The organism is Simiduia curdlanivorans (genome assembly GCF_030409605.1).
GTDB classification, from domain to species: Bacteria; Pseudomonadota; Gammaproteobacteria; order Pseudomonadales; family Cellvibrionaceae; genus Simiduia; species Simiduia curdlanivorans.
Genome location: NZ_JAUFQG010000004.1, coordinates 1,552,501 through 1,572,660 on the forward strand (window position 1 = coordinate 1,552,501; position 20,160 = coordinate 1,572,660).

Annotated in this window: 17 protein-coding genes and 2 rRNA genes (1 of these 19 only partly in view); 9 read left to right on the forward strand and 10 right to left on the reverse strand. The window is 51.4% G+C overall.

Annotated elements, in window-relative coordinates:
* The 7 genes from QWY82_RS06975 to rimI form a co-directional block, all read left to right on the forward strand.
* Positions 1–2,450: ribosomal RNA gene (locus QWY82_RS06975) — 23S ribosomal RNA — on the forward strand (it extends 438 nt beyond the left edge of the window).
* A gap of 251 nt (positions 2,451–2,701) precedes the next feature.
* Positions 2,702–2,817, forward strand: a 5S ribosomal RNA gene (gene rrf / locus QWY82_RS06980).
* Between the two features lie 862 nt (positions 2,818–3,679).
* Positions 3,680–4,162 (forward strand): glutathione peroxidase, encoded by a 483-nt coding sequence (locus QWY82_RS06985; RefSeq protein WP_353958679.1) that lies wholly within the window; start codon positions 3,680–3,682, stop codon positions 4,160–4,162.
* A complete protein-coding gene (locus QWY82_RS06990; RefSeq protein WP_290260845.1) occupies positions 4,162–4,602 on the forward strand; it encodes a MarR family winged helix-turn-helix transcriptional regulator in 441 nt (146 codons plus the stop codon). The genes QWY82_RS06985 and QWY82_RS06990 overlap by 1 nt, the downstream gene beginning before the upstream one ends.
* A gap of 274 nt (positions 4,603–4,876) precedes the next feature.
* Complete coding sequence (locus QWY82_RS06995; RefSeq protein WP_290260846.1) at positions 4,877–6,424, forward strand: 2-isopropylmalate synthase; 1,548 nt, start codon at positions 4,877–4,879, stop codon at positions 6,422–6,424.
* Positions 6,425–6,442: 18 nt separating this feature from the next.
* A complete protein-coding gene (locus QWY82_RS07000) occupies positions 6,443–7,213 on the forward strand; it encodes a hypothetical protein (protein ID WP_290260847.1) in 771 nt (256 codons plus the stop codon).
* A 13-nt stretch (positions 7,214–7,226) separates the two neighbouring features.
* The gene (rimI, locus tag QWY82_RS07005; protein ID WP_290260848.1) at positions 7,227–7,679 is read left to right on the forward strand and encodes a ribosomal protein S18-alanine N-acetyltransferase; all 453 of its coding nucleotides are present in this window, start codon (positions 7,227–7,229) and stop codon (positions 7,677–7,679) included.
* A 32-nt stretch (positions 7,680–7,711) separates the two neighbouring features.
* On the opposite strand, the gene QWY82_RS07010 is transcribed toward rimI, so the two are convergent.
* Complete coding sequence (locus tag QWY82_RS07010) at positions 7,712–8,230, reverse strand: response regulator transcription factor (protein ID WP_290260849.1); 519 nt, start codon at positions 8,228–8,230, stop codon at positions 7,712–7,714.
* Between the two features lie 11 nt (positions 8,231–8,241).
* On the reverse strand, positions 8,242–9,546 hold the full coding sequence (locus QWY82_RS07015) for an ATP-binding protein (RefSeq protein ID WP_290260850.1): 1,305 nt from the start codon (positions 9,544–9,546) through the stop codon (positions 8,242–8,244).
* Positions 9,547–9,696: 150 nt separating this feature from the next.
* Here QWY82_RS07015 and QWY82_RS07020 point away from each other — a divergent pair, with 150 nt between their 5' ends.
* Positions 9,697–11,043, forward strand: coding sequence for an MATE family efflux transporter (locus QWY82_RS07020; RefSeq protein ID WP_290260851.1), 1,347 nt, complete (start codon positions 9,697–9,699; stop codon positions 11,041–11,043).
* Between the two features lie 42 nt (positions 11,044–11,085).
* On the opposite strand, the gene QWY82_RS07025 is transcribed toward QWY82_RS07020, so the two are convergent.
* The 8 genes from QWY82_RS07025 to QWY82_RS07060 form a co-directional block, all read right to left on the reverse strand.
* Positions 11,086–11,862, reverse strand: a complete 777-nt coding sequence (locus QWY82_RS07025) for an SDR family NAD(P)-dependent oxidoreductase (RefSeq protein ID WP_290260853.1) — start codon at positions 11,860–11,862, stop codon at positions 11,086–11,088.
* Between the two features lie 10 nt (positions 11,863–11,872).
* Positions 11,873–12,640 (reverse strand): SDR family oxidoreductase, encoded by a 768-nt coding sequence (locus tag QWY82_RS07030; protein ID WP_290260854.1) that lies wholly within the window; start codon positions 12,638–12,640, stop codon positions 11,873–11,875.
* Between the two features lie 45 nt (positions 12,641–12,685).
* A complete protein-coding gene (locus tag QWY82_RS07035; protein WP_290260855.1) occupies positions 12,686–13,660 on the reverse strand; it encodes an NADPH:quinone oxidoreductase family protein in 975 nt (324 codons plus the stop codon).
* 21 nt (positions 13,661–13,681) lie between these two features.
* Entirely contained in the window at positions 13,682–14,728 is a 1,047-nt protein-coding gene (locus QWY82_RS07040) for a phosphotransferase (protein ID WP_290260856.1), read from the reverse strand.
* 116 nt (positions 14,729–14,844) lie between these two features.
* Positions 14,845–16,056 carry an acyl-CoA dehydrogenase family protein gene (locus QWY82_RS07045; protein WP_290260858.1) on the reverse strand — a complete coding sequence of 404 codons (1,212 nt, stop codon included), beginning with the start codon at positions 16,054–16,056 and terminating at the stop codon, positions 14,845–14,847.
* Positions 16,057–16,090: 34 nt separating this feature from the next.
* Entirely contained in the window at positions 16,091–16,771 is a 681-nt protein-coding gene (locus QWY82_RS07050; RefSeq protein ID WP_290260859.1) for a histidine phosphatase family protein, read from the reverse strand.
* A 319-nt stretch (positions 16,772–17,090) separates the two neighbouring features.
* Positions 17,091–18,050, reverse strand: coding sequence for an HlyD family secretion protein (locus QWY82_RS07055; protein WP_290260860.1), 960 nt, complete (start codon positions 18,048–18,050; stop codon positions 17,091–17,093).
* Between the two features lie 3 nt (positions 18,051–18,053).
* Positions 18,054–18,371, reverse strand: coding sequence for a DUF3302 domain-containing protein (locus QWY82_RS07060; RefSeq protein ID WP_290260861.1), 318 nt, complete (start codon positions 18,369–18,371; stop codon positions 18,054–18,056).
* A gap of 195 nt (positions 18,372–18,566) precedes the next feature.
* On the opposite strand from QWY82_RS07060, the gene QWY82_RS07065 reads away from it, so the two are divergent.
* On the forward strand, positions 18,567–20,144 hold the full coding sequence (locus QWY82_RS07065; protein ID WP_290260862.1) for a peptide chain release factor 3: 1,578 nt from the start codon (positions 18,567–18,569) through the stop codon (positions 20,142–20,144).
* The last annotated feature ends 16 nt before the right edge of the window (positions 20,145–20,160 follow it).

Sequence of the window (20,160 nt, forward strand, 5' to 3'; positions counted from 1 at the left end):
AGTGAACCAGTACCGTGAGGGAAAGGCGAAAAGAACCCCTGTGAGGGGAGTGAAATAGATCCTGAAACCGTATGCGTACAAGCAGTAGGAGCACCTTCGTGGTGTGACTGCGTACCTTTTGTATAATGGGTCAGCGACTTATTGTATGTGGCAAGGTTAACCGTTTAGGGGAGCCGTAGGGAAACCGAGTCTTAATAGGGCGTTTTAGTCGCATGCAATAGACCCGAAACCGGGCGATCTATCCATGAGCAGGTTGAAGGTTGGGTAACACTAACTGGAGGACCGAACCCACTAATGTTGAAAAATTAGGGGATGACTTGTGGATCGGAGTGAAAGGCTAATCAAGCTCGGAGATATCTGGTTCTCCCCGAAATCTATTTAGGTAGAGCCTCGGACGAATACCACTGGGGGTAGAGCACTGTTTGGGCTAGGGGGTCATCCCGACTTACCAACCCCATGCAAACTCCGAATACCAGTGAGTACTATCCGGGAGACAGACAGCGGGTGCTAACGTCCGTTGTCAAGAGGGAAACAACCCAGACCACCAGCTAAGGTCCCAAATGTTAATTAAGTGGGAAACGATGTGGGAAGGCTTAGACAGCTAGGAGGTTGGCTTAGAAGCAGCCACCCTTTAAAGAAAGCGTAATAGCTCACTAGTCGAGTCGGCCTGCGCGGAAGATGTAACGGGGCTAAATTAGCAACCGAAGCTGTGGCTACAGACTTTGTCTGTGGGGTAGGGGAGCGTTCTGTAAGCTGTTGAAGGTGTGTTGAGAAGCATGCTGGAGGTATCAGAAGTGCGAATGCTGACATGAGTAACGACAAGGGGAGTGAAAAACTCCCCCGCCGGAAGATCAAGGTTTCCTGTCCAACGTTAATCGGGACAGGGTTAGTCGGCCCCTAAGGCGAGGCGGAAACGCGTAGTCGATGGGAAGTAGGTTAATATTCCTACACTTTTTGTTACTGCGATGGAGGGACGGAGAAGGCTAGGCCATCACGGCGTTGGTTGTCCGTGTTTAAGGTTGTAGGCTGGGGGATTAGGCAAATCCGGTCCCCTAAGGCTGAGAACTGATGACGAGCTCAATTTATTGAGCGAAGTGGTTGATGCCATGCTTCCAAGAAAAGCTTCTAAGCTTCAGGTAACAAAGAACCGTACTGTAAACCGACACAGGTGATCAGGTAGAGAATACCAAGGCGCTTGAGAGAACTCGGGTGAAGGAACTAGGCAAAATAGTACCGTAACTTCGGGAGAAGGTACGCCACTGACGGTGAAGGATTTACTCCGTAAGCTGTCGGTGGTCGAAGTAACCAGTCCGCTGCAACTGTTTATTAAAAACACAGCACTCTGCAAACACGTAAGTGGACGTATAGGGTGTGACGCCTGCCCGGTGCTGGAAGGTTAATTGATGGGGTTAGCGTAAGCGAAGCTCTTGATCGAAGCCCCAGTAAACGGCGGCCGTAACTATAACGGTCCTAAGGTAGCGAAATTCCTTGTCGGGTAAGTTCCGACCTGCACGAATGGCGTAATGATGGCGGAGCTGTCTCCACCCGAGACTCAGTGAAATTGAAATCGCTGTTAAGATGCAGTGTACCCGCGGCTAGACGGAAAGACCCCGTGAACCTTTACTGTAGCTTTGCACTGAACTTTGAACCTATTTGTGTAGGATAGGTGGGAGGCTTTGAAGTCGAGACGCTAGTTTCGATGGAGCCGTCCTTGAAATACCACCCTGGTATGTTTGAGGTTCTAACGTAGGTCCCTTATCGGGATTGCGGACAGTGCATGGTGGGCAGTTTGACTGGGGCGGTCTCCTCCCAAAGAGTAACGGAGGAGCACGAAGGTTGGCTAATCCTGGTCGGAAATCAGGAGGTTAGTGTAATGGCACAAGCCAGCTTGACTGCGAGACTGACACGTCGAGCAGGTACGAAAGTAGGTCATAGTGATCCGGTGGTTCTGTATGGAAGGGCCATCGCTCAACGGATAAAAGGTACTCCGGGGATAACAGGCTGATACCGCCCAAGAGTTCACATCGACGGCGGTGTTTGGCACCTCGATGTCGGCTCATCACATCCTGGGGCTGAAGCCGGTCCCAAGGGTATGGCTGTTCGCCATTTAAAGTGGTACGCGAGCTGGGTTTAGAACGTCGTGAGACAGTTCGGTCCCTATCTGCCGTGGGCGTTGGAGATTTGAGAAGAGTTGTTCCTAGTACGAGAGGACCGGAATGAACGAACCTCTGGTGTTCGGGTTGTCATGCCAATGGCATTGCCCGGTAGCTACGTTCGGACGGGATAACCGCTGAAAGCATCTAAGCGGGAAGCCTCCTTCAAGATTAGATCTCCCTGGGACTTTAAGTCCCCTAAAGAGCCGTTGAAGACTACGACGTTGATAGGTTGGGTGTGGAAGCGCTGTGAGGCGTTGAGCTAACCAATACTAATTGCTCGTGAGGCTTGACCATATAACAGAAACGATTGTGTTGACGTTGTACTTTTTAGAAATAGAAAATGATTTGAGAACGATCTGAAGTATTGCGTGAGAGATCACACAACAAATTAATCAGATTTATGTAACACGAGACTCAGCATCGACAGAATTATTACGACGACTTTGTTATCGAAAGACAACAGAGCACATTTACCGCCCTATTTGGATAACGCATGCCGTTGCTTATTGAAAGTGACATAAGACACAGCGATCCATACCAGTTTGCTTGACGACCATAGCGATTTGGAACCACCTGATCCCATCCCGAACTCAGTAGTGAAACGAATTAGCGCCGATGGTAGTGTGGGGTTTCCCCATGTGAGAGTAGGACATTGTCAAGCATCTAAATTAAAATACCCCGAATCAGCAATGGTTCGGGGTATTTTTTTATGTGGCCCACATACCACTGAGGTGCTTGCCAATATCCTACGCTCGCATGGGGCAAGTCGGAGTGCCGCACCACCCTCTCTTTATTTGTGGGGCCGCTCACGCGGTCCGGCCGACAAGCGTAGCTTGCCGGCGCTCCGCGATGCAGGTTGCTGATCGCAACCTAAGCGCATCGCGGAGCCCCCATGTGAGAGCGTGCGAATAGCGAGTTATACTCGTACTTGATGACGTCCAGTTTGCGAAGATTGAGCGTAAGTAAGCGGATGGCCGTGCCGAACTTCGTTAAGTCGCAGCCGGAATGAATGCCGACCAACTGAACCGACGGATGGCGGGTGGCCGCCCCTCCGCCCCGTATCACTGGCCGCGCTATTCTGCGTAGGTTGCTGGTCGCAACCACAACGCGCAGACTAGCCCCATGTAAGAGCTTGCCACTAGCTGCTTTGTAACGAAAATAGCGCATTGCGGCCGTGCCGCTTGCTGTTAAAAGAAGATCCACAAAAAGCCCAATCGATTGCTCGGTTGGGCTTTTTTATTTGTGATTGGGTGTTAGCAAACGCACAATTTTGGCTTGCAGCTTGCAGCTTGCAGCTTGCAGCTTGCAGCTTGCAGCTTGCAGCCATCCGTCTTGCAGCTTGCAGGGGCCCGAGCTATCGGGCTAGGCGCTCCGCCGTTTGCCCTCCCGCCCGTCCTGTAAACTGTACCCTGTCAACTCAATCCTTCTTCAAACCCATCAATCACCCTAATAGCAATATCTTGCTGGCAATTATATTGTGCACAATGTAAATTCGACTTTTCTTTAAAGAGAGAGTGATTGCCGTGAGTGATATCTACCAATTTAGTGCACCCCGTTTGTCGGCTGAGCCAGAGGATTTTAGCGCCTATAAGGGCAAGGTTTTGTTAATAGTGAATACCGCCAGTAAGTGTGGTTTCACGCCCCAGTACAAAGGTCTCGAAGCACTTTATAAAAAGTATAAAGATCAGGGGTTTGAGGTTTTGGGTTTTCCCTGTAACCAATTCGGCAAGCAGGAGCCTGGCGATAGCGCTGAAATTAGCGAGTTCTGCGAGCTCAATTTTGGCGTCACTTTTCCGCTCTATGCGAAAGTCGATGTGAACGGTGAGACTGCCCATCCTCTGTTTAATTGGTTGAAAGCTGAGGCGCCTGGCGTTTTTGGTACCGAAGGTATTAAGTGGAATTTCACTAAGTTTCTTATTGGGCGCGATGGCAAAGTCATTAAGCGATTCGCCCCAAAAGATAAGCCGGAGGCCTTGGAGTCCGAGCTTAAGGCAGCGCTTGGCTAATGGGTAATGCAATTGATGATGCCAAGCTTGTGCATCTGGATCAGCAGCTGTGTTTTAAGTTGTACGCTGCTAGCCGCTTGGTCATTCGGGCCTATAAGCCACTGTTAGATAGCATGGGGGTTACTTACCCCCAGTACCTAGTACTCATGGTGCTTTGGCAGAGTGAATCGGCTGTCACGGTGGGGCACTTGGGCGACAAGCTGATGCTTGATTCTGGCACCTTAACGCCGTTGATTAAGCGTATGGAGGCGCTGGGCTTGGTCGCGCGCCAACGGGGATTAGAGGATGAGCGGCAGGTATGGGTACAGCTTACTGACGCGGGAAAAGCCTTGCAGCCTATGGCTATTAACTGGGTTAAGCAGGTAGCAACTGCTACGACTGAAGTCGATCTGGTCGCGCTGCGTAAGCAACTTGACTCGCTCTTGGAGAAAATAGGATAAATCATTCGTCTTAGGTTGTTTTTACGTAATTATACTTCTTTAGCTTTGGCTTAATGATCAAAGTTAGGATGGGTGTTCTTTTTCTGCTTGCTAAATGGAGGAGTAATGTTCTAAACTTCGCCCATTAGTAATGTAGAGTAGAGATTGTGTCTTACACGTCCTCCAAGTGCCTCCGACTTATCACCACACTTACAGGCTATTAGCCCTGTAAGTGTCTTTGGCTTGTCCAAGCCAGCCCGTTATTTCCCTATAAAATTTTGCTGCAAGGATTCCCATGAGTACTGATCGTTTGGTCATATTTGATACAACGTTGCGCGATGGCGAACAAAGCCCAGGCGCGTCCATGACAAAAGCCGAAAAAATTCGCATCGCCAAAATGCTCGAAAAAATGCGGGTTGACGTGATTGAGGCTGGTTTCGCTATTGCCAGCCAAGGCGATTTTGAATCTGTTAAAGCTGTTGCTGAAGCAGTAAAAGACTCCACTGTCTGTAGCCTCGCACGTGCTGCCGATGCAGACATCGACCGCGCTGGTGAAGCATTGGCGCCAGCGGCTGCAGGTCGCATTCACACCTTTATCGCTACCTCGCCAATCCACATGAAATACAAGTTGCAAATGCAGCCGGATCAGGTGATTGAGCGCGCGGTTCGGTCGGTGAAGCGGGCGCGTAATTTGGTTGCGGATGTGGAGTTCTCGTTGGAGGATGCGAGCCGCTCAGAACATGAGTTCATGTGCCGAATTATTGAGGCGGTGATTGATGCCGGCGCCAGCACCATCAACTTACCCGACACCGTTGGCTATGGTGAGCCGCTGGAATACGGTTTGATGTTTTCGCGTTTAATCGCCGCGGTACCAAACGCCGATAAAGCGATTTTTTCAACCCATTGCCACAATGATTTGGGCTTGGCGGTTGCTAACTCGTTAAGCGCCGTAAGGCATGGCGCTCGCCAAGTGGAGTGTACGATTAATGGCTTGGGCGAGCGCGCAGGCAACGCGTCACTGGAAGAAATCGTCATGGCCATGCGAACCCGCAAAGATGTGTTGAATCTAGACACCCGTATCGATGCCACCCATATCGTGCCAACCTCTCGCTTGGTGGCTAGTGTTACCGGCTTCCCGGTACAGCCAAACAAGGCCATCGTTGGCGCTAACGCCTTTGCACACGAGTCCGGTATTCATCAAGACGGTGTGTTGAAGCATCGCGAAACCTACGAAATTATGCGCGCCGAAGATGTGGGTTGGCACTCCAACAAGTTGGTGTTGGGCAAGCACTCGGGTCGCGCAGCGGTTAAATCCCGCTTTGAAGAGTTGGGTATTAGCTTTGAAACTCAAGAGGTTTTTAATGAAGCCTTCGTGCGTTTTAAAACGCTGGCCGACAAAAAGCACGAAATATTCGACGAAGACTTACAGGCCTTGGTGTCCGATGTGCGCGAGAGTCTGTCGAGCCATCAGTTTCAGTTCGAGACCTTAGAGGTGCTGTGTAAAACCGGTCAAGTGCCCAACGCAAAAGTGAGTGTCACGGTAGACGGTGAGTTAAAGCATGCCGAGGCCGAAGGCAGTGGTGCGGTGGACGCCACATTCAAAGCGATAGAGAAAATTGCCTGTAGTGATACCGAATTACAGCTTTATTCGGTGAACGCTATTACCCAAGGCACCGAAGCGCAGGGGGAGGTGACGGTTCGTCTGAGCAAGCAGGGTTTAATCGTCAATGGTACCGGCGCCGATACCGATATTGTCATCGCCTCTGCTAAAGCCTACATAGATGCGTTAAACTTGTTGGCTGAAGATAAGCACAAAGAGCACCCGCAGCGCGAGGGTGTCTAAGAGACGGTGAGCTAAACAATGCAGGAAATGGCCAGGCAGCAATATTTAGAGGCAATGGGTATACAAACCTACATGCCCAAGTGGGTATTGCCGTCTGCGCCCGTGCCGCTGCAGTGTGACTTAGCCAGCTTAAGTGTCGAGCTGACTGCAGCCGCGCCTAGTGAGTCTCCAGCGACTAGTTCCGTGCGTCAAGATCGCGCGCAAGAAGCGGCAGCGCCAGAGGCAGTGGGTAATATACTGCAATCGATGTTGGCGAACGCCAAAGTGACAGAGCCTGCTCGGTCGCCGAGTAAAGTCGCTAACTTATCCTTGCTGGCGAAGCAGCAGTCGGCCATCAGTGATGCCTTTGCGGTGAACTTGTGGCAGTTTGCTGGCTTAATCGTGGTTGCGGATCGGCAGGTACAGAAGGCGTTGCCGGTTAATGTTTTGCTAAAAAATATTCTCATTGCCTTGGGTCGCGCTGTGGTTGAAACGCAAAAACCGGAGGTTATTAAATGGCCTTTGGAGGGATTGAGCGCGGCGCAGAGTGGCCCGGCTGATACCTATTTAAAGTCAATTTTGCTGGCGCGCAGATTTGCTGGTCAAGCCACAAGCTTGTTGTGTTTTGGCGAGATGAGCTCGCGCAATTTGCTCGAGCAAGATACCGCGCTCTACGCCCAAACTCAGATAACCTTAGCGGAGGCAGATGTCATGCCTGCCGTTTGTCTGCCCAGTCTTGAGGCACTTATTGAAGCGCCGGCCATGAAAGCACCCGTTTGGGCCGCTATTTCGCACCTGCGTATTGCCTAAGAACCGCGTCGCCATGAATACTACTGAATCGCCTCTGCGTCTCCTGTTTCCGGCCGATATCGATCGAGTGATGGATATTGAGTCGATTGCGCATTCGCATCCTTGGAAGCGTAAAAATATGGACGATAGTTTGGCGGGCCATCATCGCTGTGTCGGTTATTTTGACGATGAAAAATTGCTCGGGTTTTATATCGCCTCGGCCGCAGGCGGCGATGCCGAGTTGTTGGACATCGCCGTAAGCCCAAAGAGTCAGCGCAAGGGGGTGGCGTCTGCCCTGATGGATGACTTGCTGCACTGGGCCGAGAAAAAAGCCGAAACCGTATTTTTAGAGGTGCGCGTTAGCAATAAAAAGGCGATACGCCTCTATCAACGCTACGACTTTATGGAAGTGGGCGAGCGGCCCAATTATTACCCAACCCTTAATGGCAAAGAGCATGCGCTGATCATGGCGCGGTATATGGCTTAAGCTGATTTATCTAAACCAAACTCATTCGAGTGTTAGCATTTTGCTGGGTTTTTCGAGAGTTTCCTTTGCAGAGTACGTCTATGCATATTGAGTGCGCGCGCCGTGGCAGAAATGTTGCCGTCCTGCTCGTGTAAGATCCGTTGAATATGTTCCCATTCCAATCTTTCCACCGACGGTGGCGCAATATCAATTTTTTCTGCTGTTAGCTTGTCGCCAAAGGCATTTATGATTTCGTCCGTATCGGCAGGCTTTGGTAAATATTGCACGGCGCCACGTTTAATGGCTTCCACCGCTGTCACAATACTGGCATAGCCGGTTAACATCACAATGGCGCAGTCTGGCTGGCGTTGTTGGATGCGCTGGATGGCATCTAGTCCGCTCTCGTGGGCCATTTTTAAATCGACGATCGCACGATCAAATTGCGCCTCAGACAGCCGCGAGTCTAGCTCGGCTAGGTTGTGACATTGGCTCACAGTCTGGCCGCGTCTTATTAGCGATCGGCTTAAGGTTTCCGTGAGGGCAGTATCGTCATCGAGTAAAAGATAATGCAATGCTTGGCGTCCTATTGGCTGGGTTCAATAATAATCGGTAAATCGATGCGGGTAATCTTACGCGCTTGTTCTTCGAGTAAAATTAACTTGCCCTGATGTCGCTCTATGGTGCTATTGGAAAGGTAAACGCCCAAGCCTAATCCCTCGGCTTTATTGCTGTTAAACGGTTGGCCCCACTGCTGTTTAACCTGCTCGGCAATGCGCCCGCCGAAATCGATGATATCGAGCTGTAACCTTGGGCTTGAGGTGTCGATGTGTAGCAACTCAATCTGCAGTGTAATTGCTTGTTCAGATTGTTCCGCCGCATTGTTCATCAGGTTGATTAGTGATTGGGTGAGTGTGGTGTCTGCATTTAGAAATGCATTGTCGGCGAGCGAGCTGAGGTCGTGCGCCAGGCATTTTTGCGGATTGATCAGCTGCCACTGGTCGATAGTGTGTTCGAGCCAGATTTTCAATTGTTGGCGCTTAAGTTGTATGTGCATGCCGGCTTCGGCTTGATCGCGTAGCTTTCTAAGGGAGTTTTGGCAGGCGTCTATTTGCGCGCTAATAACCGCTGCGTCTTCAGCGATATCTGCGCTGGGAGCTGCCGCCATAATATCTTTGGCGGCAATTTTTATAGTGGTCAGCGGTGTGCCTAATTCATGCGCTGCACCGGCGGCGAGTGTCGCTATGGCGGTGAGTTGTTCTGAGCGCAACACATGTTCTCGCTGGTTTTGAATAATTTGATCTTGTTCGCGCAATTCCCTCGCCATGCGGCTGAGAAAGGTTGCGATAATGCCGGCGCTGAACACAAAATTTAACCACATGCCATAAATATGCAGCGAAGAATCTTGCGTGGGCGCATGATGCATAGGGTGGGTGGGCGCTAAGTTCTGCACCGGAATATAACTACTGAGTAGCCACCAATAACAGCCGATGCACAGCGCCGCAATGACAAAGGTGAGGCGCGCGGGTAAGGCGATGGCGGCAATGCACAGTGGAATCAGTAGATAACTGACAAAGGGGTTGGTGGCGCCGCCGGTAAAATACAGCAGGGTTGATAAGCCAATAATGTCTACGGTCAGCTGCGCCATAAATTCGGCGTTGCTGGCGCGCACTTGAGATTGGATTCGCCAATGGGTGAGTAGGTTTAATGCGAAAAATACGCCAATGAGCCACAACAGTGTTTGGTATTCCAGCACCAAGTTTAGTTTGAAGTAGGCGGCACTTAGCGATAGGAGCAGTGCGGTCAGTAGCATCCAGCGCAGCAATACCAAGGTGCGTAGGTTTTGCGTCACTTGCCGTCTGGGTGAGTATTCAGGTTGGGCTATTTTCATGGGCGCATTATAAAGCTAAATCGCTGAATGTTACCGGGCTGCGACAATAAGCCGCAGCAATCCGATGGATGCCTAGTTGGCGCAGCCGCAAGCGGCTCCTGTTCGGGCGCCTTGGTGTATAATTGCGCTTTTCCAAGACCTTGAAGGCTCATGAATCCAGCTAGTCGGCCAGTCCTCACTGAAGGCGCGGTAGGTCCGCATTTGCGCGACATGGCAATGCCCATGGTGTGGGGCTTATTGGCCACCATGTCATTTAATGCTGTCGATACCCTTTTTGTGGCTCAGCTCGGCCATACCGAACTGGCGGCAATGAGTTTTACCTTTCCCGTTGTTATGGTGCTGACCAGTATTGCCATCGGTTTGGGCGCCGGCACCTCGTCTGCGGTTGCGCGCGCCATTGGCAGCAATAACCACCATCTCGCTCAGCGTATGGCAACCGACTCCATGACCTTAACCACTGTCATCAGCGTGGTGATGTGCGCCATTGGTATCTTTACCATCAACCCCTTGTTCACTTTGTTGGGTGCCGAGCCAGAACTGCTGCCGCTGATTCACGACTATATGTGGATTTGGTATTTCAGTGCGCCCTGTTTAATGGTGCCCATGGTGGGTTTGGCCTCATTGCGCGCCATGGGCTTGGCGCGTATTCAAGGCACGCTGATGATGGCGGCGGCGGTGTTAAACTTAATACTCGATCCGATCTTGATTTTCGGGCTATTCGGTTTTCCCCGTTTAGAGCTTGAAGGTGCGGCACTAGCAACCTTAATTACCCGCGCGATGAGCCTTGTAGTGGTGATATTCGTGTTAGACAAACGCCTATCGATGCTGGTAAATCCGTTTGCCAAGTGGGATGAGGTGATGGTGTCTTGGCGGGCGATAGTGCACGTCGGTGTGCCGGCCATGGTGAATAATATTATTATCCCGCTGGCTAGTGGGGTGGTGGTTTACTTAGTGGCTGCCTACGGCACAGTGGCTGTGGCAGGGCTTGGCATTGCCATGCGCGTCGAGCCCATTGTGCTCATTGTTTTCTATGCGTTGTCCGGTGTCGTCGGGCCATTTTGTGGGCAGAATTTAGGTGCTAAAAAGTTTGATCGCTTAGATGAAACCTTGAAAGTGATGACAAAGTTTTGCTTGAGTTTTGGCTTGGTGTTGGCCTTGTTCCTGTGGCTAGCAGGAGAGTATCTGGTCCGGTTATTTTCCGATGCCGATGCTGTTGTCGCTATCGCAATGAGCTATTTATTGATCGTGCCGATCAGCTATGGCGCCTATGGTTTAGTGATGTCGGTCAATGCTGCCTTCAATGGCATAGGTCAGCCAATGCCCGGTGTGGCGATTTCTTTTTTGCGGGTTATGGGGTTGTATTTGCCTTTAGCCTGGTTGTTTCAGTGGCAGTGGGGTGTTACAGGATTATTTGTTGCCACGGCGCTTTGTAACGCATTGGTTGGCTTTATTGCGTGGTATTGGCTTAAGCGACGCTTTCAACGGGTCGCCGCTTAAGCCTTTTATCGTTCAGGTTTTAGAGCGTAGATAGGCAGAAAATTAGATAGCCGATACACCGCCATCCACGGCAATCGCTAAACCGGTCATGTAGGTATTGCCCGGCGACAGCAACAATATCATCGCATTAACAATCTCTATGGGTTCCGCGCACCGACGTATAGGAGCGTTGCGGCTAAGTGTGGCTTTCGCCTGCTCTACGCCTGCGGCCGATAAGGCCGATTCCGTGACCAAGGGCGTTAAAGCAAAAAACGGGCAGATCGCATTGACGCGAATATTCAGCGCGGCGTTTTCAACGGCGGCGGTTTTCGATAAGCCAATCACAGCATGCTTTGCCGCACTATAAGCGGCGAGGCGTGGTGCGGCACCAAGGCCCGCCATTGAGCTAACATTGAGAATGACACCACTACCTTTGGTTTTCATTGCCTTGAGTTGGTGCCGCATACCGTATTGCACGCCCATCACATTGACGCGCCATTGCGATTCGAAGTCTTTGTCGGAAACCTCTTCTGTCAACTCTAATGCTTGGCCAATGCCGGCATTGTTGACGGCGATATCGAGTTGTCCGAACTGATCCATCGCGGCATCAACCATCGCCTTGCCGTCCGCTTCCACGGCAACGTTACAATTTTGCGCAATTACTTTTGCGCCGTTGGCCTTTAGCTTTTTTGCCAGCGCCTGCAGTGGCTCGGTTTTAATATCGCCGAGTACTAAATTGGCGCCGCGGGCGGCAAGCTCTTCGGCCAAAAGCGCGCCGAAGCCTTGCGCAGCGCCGGTGATTAAAACAGTTTTACCGGTGAAATCGAGTAATTTATCCATTTGAAATTCCTTAAGCGTTTAGGCCGCCATCGACCACAATACATTGCCCAGTGGTGTAGCTGCTGGCCGCAGAAACTAAGTACAACACAGCGCCGGCCATCTCGTCGGGCTCGGCGTGGCGCTTCATGGGGATATTGGCAATGGCGTGGTTGTAGATGCCGTCATCGGTAAACAGAGCGCCGGCAAATTTTGTTTTGGTGAAACCAGGCAGCAGTGCGTTGCAGCGAATATTAAACTCGGCACACTCGCGCGCGAAGGCTTGAGTCATATTTACTACAGCGGCTTTGGTGATCGAATAAATACCTTGAAAGTGGCCTGGGCTAAGTGCGTTGACGGATGCTGTATTCACGATATTGCCACCGCCGTTTTCGCGCATCAACTTGCCGCCTTCGACAGACATGAAAAAGTAGCCGCGAATATTTACATCCACGGTTTTTTGAAAGGCACCGAGATCGGTGTCGAGGATATGACCGAAATAGGGATTGGCAGCGCCATTGTTGACGAGAATATCGAGTTTGCCTTTGTGCTTGTCGCGAACAAATTGGAAGGTATTGGCAATGCTTTCCATATCCCCTACATGGCAGGCCCAGGCTTCGGCGCTACCGCCATCGGCGATAATCTCGTCGGCGACGCGTTGGCAGTCCGCCACTTTTCGGCTGGATACAATAACGTGCGCACCATAGGTGGCTAAGGTTTTAGCGATGGACTCGCCGATGCCTCGGCTAGCACCGCTAACGAGGGCTATTTTTCCTGTGAGGTCAAACAGATCTTTTTTCATTGCTGGTTTTCCGATAATAAATAAGTTTGAGGTTAGATTTTCTAATTAGGGCTTTAAAATTACTTTGCCAATGACCTTGCGGCTCATCACTTTTTCTAGGGCTTTTACGGTATCTTCAAGCGCAAACACTTGGTCGACCACAACTTTGACCTTGCCTGCCAAATACCATTGCAATAATTCCTGCATATTGGCGCCGAAGTCCTTAGGTTGCTTTTGGGTAAAGGTGCCCCAGAATACGCCCACTAAGCTAAAACCTTTCACCAAGGCGAGATTGACAGCCAGCTCGGGAATTTTCCCACTGGCAAAGCCAACCACTAACAACCGACCATTCCAGGCCATGTTGCGTGCGCAGGCGTCAAAGGTATCGCCGCCAACACATTCATACACAACATCCACACCTTGGCCATTAGTTATTGTTTTTAGTTCAGTTTTTAAATCTTTTTCTGAATAGTTAATTAAAATATCGGCGCCGTTGAGGCGCGCTTGTTCCAGTTTTTCAACGCTTGATGCCGCCGCGATAACCCGCGCACCCATCGCCTTGCCAATTTGTACTGCTGCTAGCCCAGTACCACCGGCAGCGCCGGTAACGAGTAGGGTTTCACCGGGTTGGATATTGGCGCGCTGTTTGAGTGCGTGATGCGCGGTGGCATGGGCGGTGATTAAACCCGCCGCTTCCTCAAAGGGAATCTGATTCGGCAGCGGCAGCACCATTTTGGCATTAATGGCCAATTTTTCTGCGTAGCAATTGAGCAGGTTGCAGCAAACTACGCGCTGTCCTGCTTTTAAATGCTTTACCTCTGCGCCAACGCTTTCGATAGTGCCGGCGGCTTCTGTTCCGGGAACGAAAGGTGTCGGGGGCTTCATTTGGTAGAGGCCCTGCACCAAGAGACCATCGGGGAAGTTAACGCCGCAGGCTTCAACGCGAATCACAACTTCATCGGGCTTTGCTACCGGGTCGGGCAGGTCACCGTAGTGAAGTTGGTCGAGCGGGCCAAAGTTTTTACAGATAACGGCTTTCATCTTGCTTATCCCTTTATTGAATTATTTTTCGTGTAAACACTGCAGCCCAAATTGCGCGAGTGGCGCAACCATGGCACCCACGGCGGCGGCCTTTTTATTCGAGGCGTTGCCTTGGCTGGCGCGCTTGGCCACGCCTTGGGCGATGGCGGCAAGACGGAAAAAGCTAAAGGCGAGATAAAATTCCCAATGCTCTATGCCACTGATGCCACGGTTTTCGCAGTAACGCGCGACATATTCTGCCTCGCTTGGAATGCCCAAGGCTTTTCGATCGACGCCCATTAAACCAGACATGGCCGTTCTATCAGTCGAATGGGGCAAGCGCATTTGCATGCATTGGTAGGCGAGATCGGCATAGGGGTGGCCGAGGGTGGATAGTTCCCAGTCCAACACGGCGATAATTCGACTGTTATCTTTGCTGAACATTAAATTATCTAAGCGATAATCGCCGTGCGCGAGCGCGACCATGCCGTCGGCGGCGGGCATGGCTTGTGGTAACTGCTCAATGAGTTGGTTCATGGCGCTGATTGGCTGCAATTCTGATGCGATATATTGACCGCTCCAGCGCTCAAATTGACGCGCAAAATAGTTGCCGGGTTTGCCGTAGTCACTGAGGCCCGCCGCGTCTATGTCGACATCGTGCAGCGCCGCCAGTACACGATTCATTTCGTAGTACATGGCGGTACGCTGGCGGTTGTCTTGCGCCTCCGGCAGTGCTGCGCCCCAATAAATATTCCCGTCGCAGAAATCCATGATGTAAAACATGGAACCCAGCACACTGGTGTCTTCGCACAGGTGGTGTACCTTTGCCACCGGAACCTCGGTGTTTGCTAAGGCTTTGAGCACGCGGTATTCGCGATCTACTGCATGGGCAGATTTCAACAGTGTTCCCGGCGGTTGACGCCTTAGCACATAAACGCCGGAACTGGCGGTGAGTTTGAAGGTGGGGTTGGATTGCCCGCCGGAAAACTTTTCTGCGCTAAACGGCCCGCGAAAGCCGGGCACATGTTGTTGTAGGTAAGGCCTGAGCTTGTCCGTGTCTAGATGTTGTACGGCATCTTTGTTAGACATGTTATTTTCCTGTCGCTATTTTTCGCTGCTGGTTTGGATCAGCTCGCACATAAAATGTTAAATCAGTGCTCAAGACATTTATGGTTCTCAAGACGCTTCTAGTTCTCAAGTCGATTTTAGTCTTCCAAGCGTTTCGCTAAATTTCTACCCAGTTGCATCATGTGCACTTGATCCGGGCCGTCGGCTAAGCGTAGCGTGCGCTGGCCGGCAAATTGCTGCGCGAGGAAAGTATCTTGGCTAACGCCAACGGCGCCGTGAATTTGAATGGCGCGGTCGAGTACGTCGAGCGCTACATTCGGCGCGACAATTTTAATCATTGCAATTAAATCTTGGGCTTCTTTATTGCCGGCTTGATCCATCTTTGCAGCGGCTTTTAAGGTAAGCAAACGCGCTTGCTCGATTTGGCAGGCCGAGCGGGCGATATCTTCGCGTACCGATTGATTCTTTATCATCGGCTGCCCAAATACCACGCGGGTATTGGCGCGCTTGCACATCAATTCAAGCGCCCGCTGAGCAACACCCACGGAGCGCATACAGTGGTGAATACGGCCCGGGCCTAAGCGCCCCTGCGCAATTTCAAAACCGCGGCCCTCGCCCAAAATTAGATTGCTCGTTGGCACGCGCACATTGTCGAAAATAACTTCGGCGTGGCCTTCGGGCGCGTCGTTGTAGCCGAACACGGTCATTGGGCGAGTGACCTTAACCCCCGGTGTATTCATGGGCACCAATACTTGCGATTGTTGCAAGTGGCGGCTCGGGTTGGTGGGGTCGGTTTTACCCATCACAATCATAATGGCGCACTGCTTGCGGCAGGCGCCGGAAATATAAAACTTCTTGCCATTGATAACGTATTCGTCGCCGTCGCGTTCGATGCGGGTTTCGATATTGGTGGCATCACTAGAGGCAACATCTGGCTCAGTCATGGCGAAAGCCGAGCGAATTTCACCTGCTAGTAGAGGCTCCAACCATTGTTTTTTCTGCGCGTCATTGCCGTATTTGGCCAAGACCTCCATGTTGCCGGTATCGGGAGCTGCGCAGTTAAAAACCTCTGGTGCCCAATGCACTTTGCCCATTTGTTCAGCCAGTGGTGCATACTCAAGGTTGGTAAGTCCGGCGCTGTATTTGCCATAGCTAAGGGGTAAAAATAGATTCCACAGGCCAGCTGCTTTCGCTTTCGCTTTTAATTCCTGCATCAAGACTGGGGTGTTCCATTGATCGGCTGCCACTTGCGCGTGCATTTCGGCTTCATTGGGATAGACGTGCTCATCCATAAACGCACATAGCTGTTTAAGGAGTTGTGACACTTTTTCAGAGTATTCGAAATTCATTGCTCATTCCTCAGTTATTTTCGGCATTTCATTTTTAGAAAAACGATATGTGTTGGCTTTTCTCTATCTCGTGCAAATGGGGTAGGTGATTAAAGCTGTGCAAACTGAAGCCCTGCGGATTGAAGTGACAGCGACTCACCGCGGTGTTGGCGGTTTGTAAATTTAGCGCAATCATCGTTTCTGCGTCGGCGCGTAAAATTTGCCGCAAGGCCATGGAAATGGCGCCACCAGAGCTTACGATGAGCACTTTGTTTTTATCGGGTTGGGCGATGATATGGCTGAGTGACGCGCTTACCCGTGTTTCAAATGTCACCCAGCTTTCATCTAGCGTCTGTTCAGGTAGTTCGCCCTTAGACCAGGCTTGCAGGCTCTTTTTCAATACTTCAAGAAATGCCCGCTTCGGCGCATCGGGCGCAGGTTGCATGTGTGGGTTGAGTGCGAGGTAGGCGGCCGCCAGTTGCTGAAACTGAAATTCATTCCAGCCCAGGTCTTGCTCTGCTTCGCAGCAAAAACCCCCTATGCCTTCACCAATAGCTGTTAGGGTTTGCCGATGCCGTTGCATGCCACCGCAAATGATTCTGTCGAAGGTGATCTCGCGCTCGCGAAAATATTGCCCAAGTAGGCGACTCTGCTCAAACCCTAAGGGTGACAGCTGATCGTAATTCGCAGCGCCAAATGATGCTTGACCATGGCGCACGAGATATAGCTCGGACATCTGTATTCACCCTTAACTGCGTTGAGTATAGATACTAGCTGAGTCATACAGATCAATATAATTTATTATAGTTATTCAGTGATATTCATCATGATGATTTTGCTTGATTGTGAGTCCAAACTATAGACGGCTGTGGCGTGCTTGAATTGGGCGGGTTGGTGCCTCGCTTTGCCGATATGGCGATGGGTGTCAGTGGTGGTCGGCGATCTGCCAAGGGCGGGCGATGCGATCTAGCGTTCGTTAGGTTGCAGCGATGATAAAATTGTTTGCTGGTATGAAAGCACAGGGCGTTTTAACCCGCCCTGTGCTTTTCTGGTTCTTAGTGCAGCGGGTAAATGTAGTTCATCCATGCTGCCATGCGCAGCAGTATCCTGCGGATAATGCCAAAGTGATGGGCGTGTTCAGAATAGACCGCGGCTTGGCCAAAGCTACCTAGAGGCAATTGGCTGGCGTACTTTGCATAGGCGGGGTCGGTAATATTTATCACTACGGCCACCCGGCCGGCCGGGATGCCGGCGTTAAAGGCAACCAGGTCGCCGGTTGGCTGCAGTTGACCTTCGCGCAGTGCCGGCACGACTTGCACCACTTCACCGCTGAAGACTTCACCAGGGATGCCATCTAGGGCAATTTCCGCCTCGTAGCCCGGTTTCAGACGCAGGGCGGAGTTCTGCCGAAAAAAGGCGGTGTAGTAATAGTTTTCCTTGTGCACAAACACCATCACTGGTCGCAGCGGCATAGCCACGGCGCGCATGCCTGGGCGCAGGAATAGTTGGGTCACATAGCCATCCGTAGGTGCCAGCACCTGAGTGGACTTCAGGTCAAACTCTGCTGAGACTAACTGCGCCTGGAGGTCTTCAAAGTTAGCCTGAGCCCGGTCCAAGTCGGCCTGACTTGCCACCTTGCGTTGCACCAGGGTTTTCTGTCGTTCGAAATCCGCTCTGGCCGACACAATCCGAGCCTGCAGTGACGCAACCTTGGCTTCAAAAGGCGTCGGATCAATAGTGAATAGCAGGTCACCGGCTTTCAGGGGTTGGTTGGGCTTTACGTCCACGCTCACTACCGTGCCACTGACATTTGGAATCACCGGTGTGGTGACAAAGTACTCGCGGGAATTCTCGGAATAGGGGTGGTTGTAGTTCATGATGAGCATGATGGCGCCCACCAGCACAATGCCGCCCAACACCGCTGTCGGTACTGTCCACTTGTTTAGTGGCACCTTGAATACCTTGAAGACGACGATGCATAAACCGGTGTATGTGAGTATTAACAGTAGATCCATGGCTTATTGCTCCTTCGCCGTGAATTGCTTTTCCAGCGCAGCGAGACGCGTCTGTAGTTCGGCCAATTGGGCTCCAGGTGAGTCTTGCCCGGAAAATCCCCAGCCGCGGTCATCGCGATACAGGCTGGCCCAGATCCAGAGGAACGGCCAGATCACGTGCAGGGTCATCAGGCTGACCCATCCGGCGATGTGGATAGCGTCTTGGTGGGGGTGGTTGCGGTGCTTGGCGATCTCGTAGGGTATGTCGTGAATGACAATGACACCGTAAAACACGGCCAGAACGGCAAAAATCAATATGAAAAGTGCCACGTAATCCAGCATGGGTAATTCCTTTTTTGTGGTGGGTGACTTGGTTTTGATTGTTGGCAGCTGAGTTTAGGTTAATTGGCATGGTTTGGGTATATTCCATGGCCATGTGCGACCGCCTCTCGATAGGCGTCAGGCGGAATTTCGGCTACCGGCATCTGGCCTTGGGCGCTATAATGGCGAGCTTTATGCCTCCATTTGAGTAACGCCATGAGCCAGCATCAGGCTGCAATCGCCAAACGCCGCACCTTCGCCATTATTTCTCACCCGGATGCGGGTAAGACCACCGTCACCGAAAAACTTTTGTTGTTAGGCCAGTTAATTCAGCTGGCTGGTTCAGTTAAGGGCAAGCGCGGGCCACATGCGCGCTCAGATTGGATGGCGATGGAGCAAGAGCGAGGCATTTCGGTGACCTCCTCGGTGATGCAGTTTCCCTACCATGATCGCGTGGTTAATTTACTGGATACGCCCGGCCACGAAGATTTCTCTGAAGATACCTACCGCGTATTAACCGCGGTGGATTCCGCGCTGATGGTAATTGATGGCGCCAAAGGTGTAGAAGATCGCACCGTTAAATTGATGAATGTGTGTCGCCTGCGCGATACCCCCATTCTGTCTTTCATTAATAAACTGGATCGCGATATTCGCGACCCCGTTGAAGTAATGGATGAGATTGAGGAAGTATTGAACATCGCCGCAGCGCCAATTAACTGGCCGCTGGGCTCTGGCTCCTTATTTCGGGGTATCTATAATTTGTATACCGATACCATCACCGTGTTTGAAAACGGCTTTGGTCACACCTTGCACGACTTTCGCGAAATCAAAGGCTTGGCCAGCGATGAGGCAACGGCTTTGCTGGGGGACGAAGCCGATGCTATACGCGATGAAATTGAGCTAGTGCGCGGCGCTACCCACGTGTTTGATCGGGACGCCTATCTTGCCGGCAAACAAACACCGGTATTTTTTGGCACCGCCTTATCTAACTTCGGCGTGAAAGAAATGTTAGATGGCTTCGTGGAGTATGCACCAGCACCCCAGTCGCGCGAAGCCGAGCCGCGCACTGTTGAAGCCAGTGAAGAAACGTTTTCAGGCTTTGTTTTTAAAATTCAAGCTAATATGGACCCGAAGCACCGAGACCGTATTGCGTTCATGCGCGTGTGTTCTGGTGCTTACAGCAAAGGCATGAAAATGCGCCATGTGCGCATCGGTAAAGATGTGAAAATTGCCGATGCGGTAACCTTCTTGGCCGGTGACCGCGAACAGGTGGTCGAGGCCCTAGCGGGAGACATTATCGGCCTGCACAACCACGGCACGATTCAGATTGGCGATGCTTTCACCGAAGGCGAAGAGCTAAAGTTTACCGGTATCCCCAACTTTGCGCCGGAATTATTCCGCCGTATTCGTTTAAAGGACCCACTGAAAACCAAACAATTGCAAAAGGGGTTGCAGCAGCTATCGGAAGAGGGCTCGACCCAGGTGTTTTTCCCCATGGCCAATAACGACTTAATCGTTGGCGCCGTGGGGGTGTTGCAGTTTGAAGTGGTCGCCTACCGACTCAAAGACGAGTATAAAGTGGACGCGATTTACGAACCCATTAGTGTGAACAGCGCGCGCTGGGTTGATTGTAAAGACGCTAAAAAATTCGAAGAGTTTAAGCGCAAATGCCACGATAATTTAGCCTTAGACGGTAGCGGCCACTTAACCTATTTGGCACCCACGCGGGTTAATTTATCGCTAGCTGAAGAGCGCCACCCAGACGTGCGCTTTAGAGCAACGCGGGAACACTAATCTTTTCCTTCTTTTC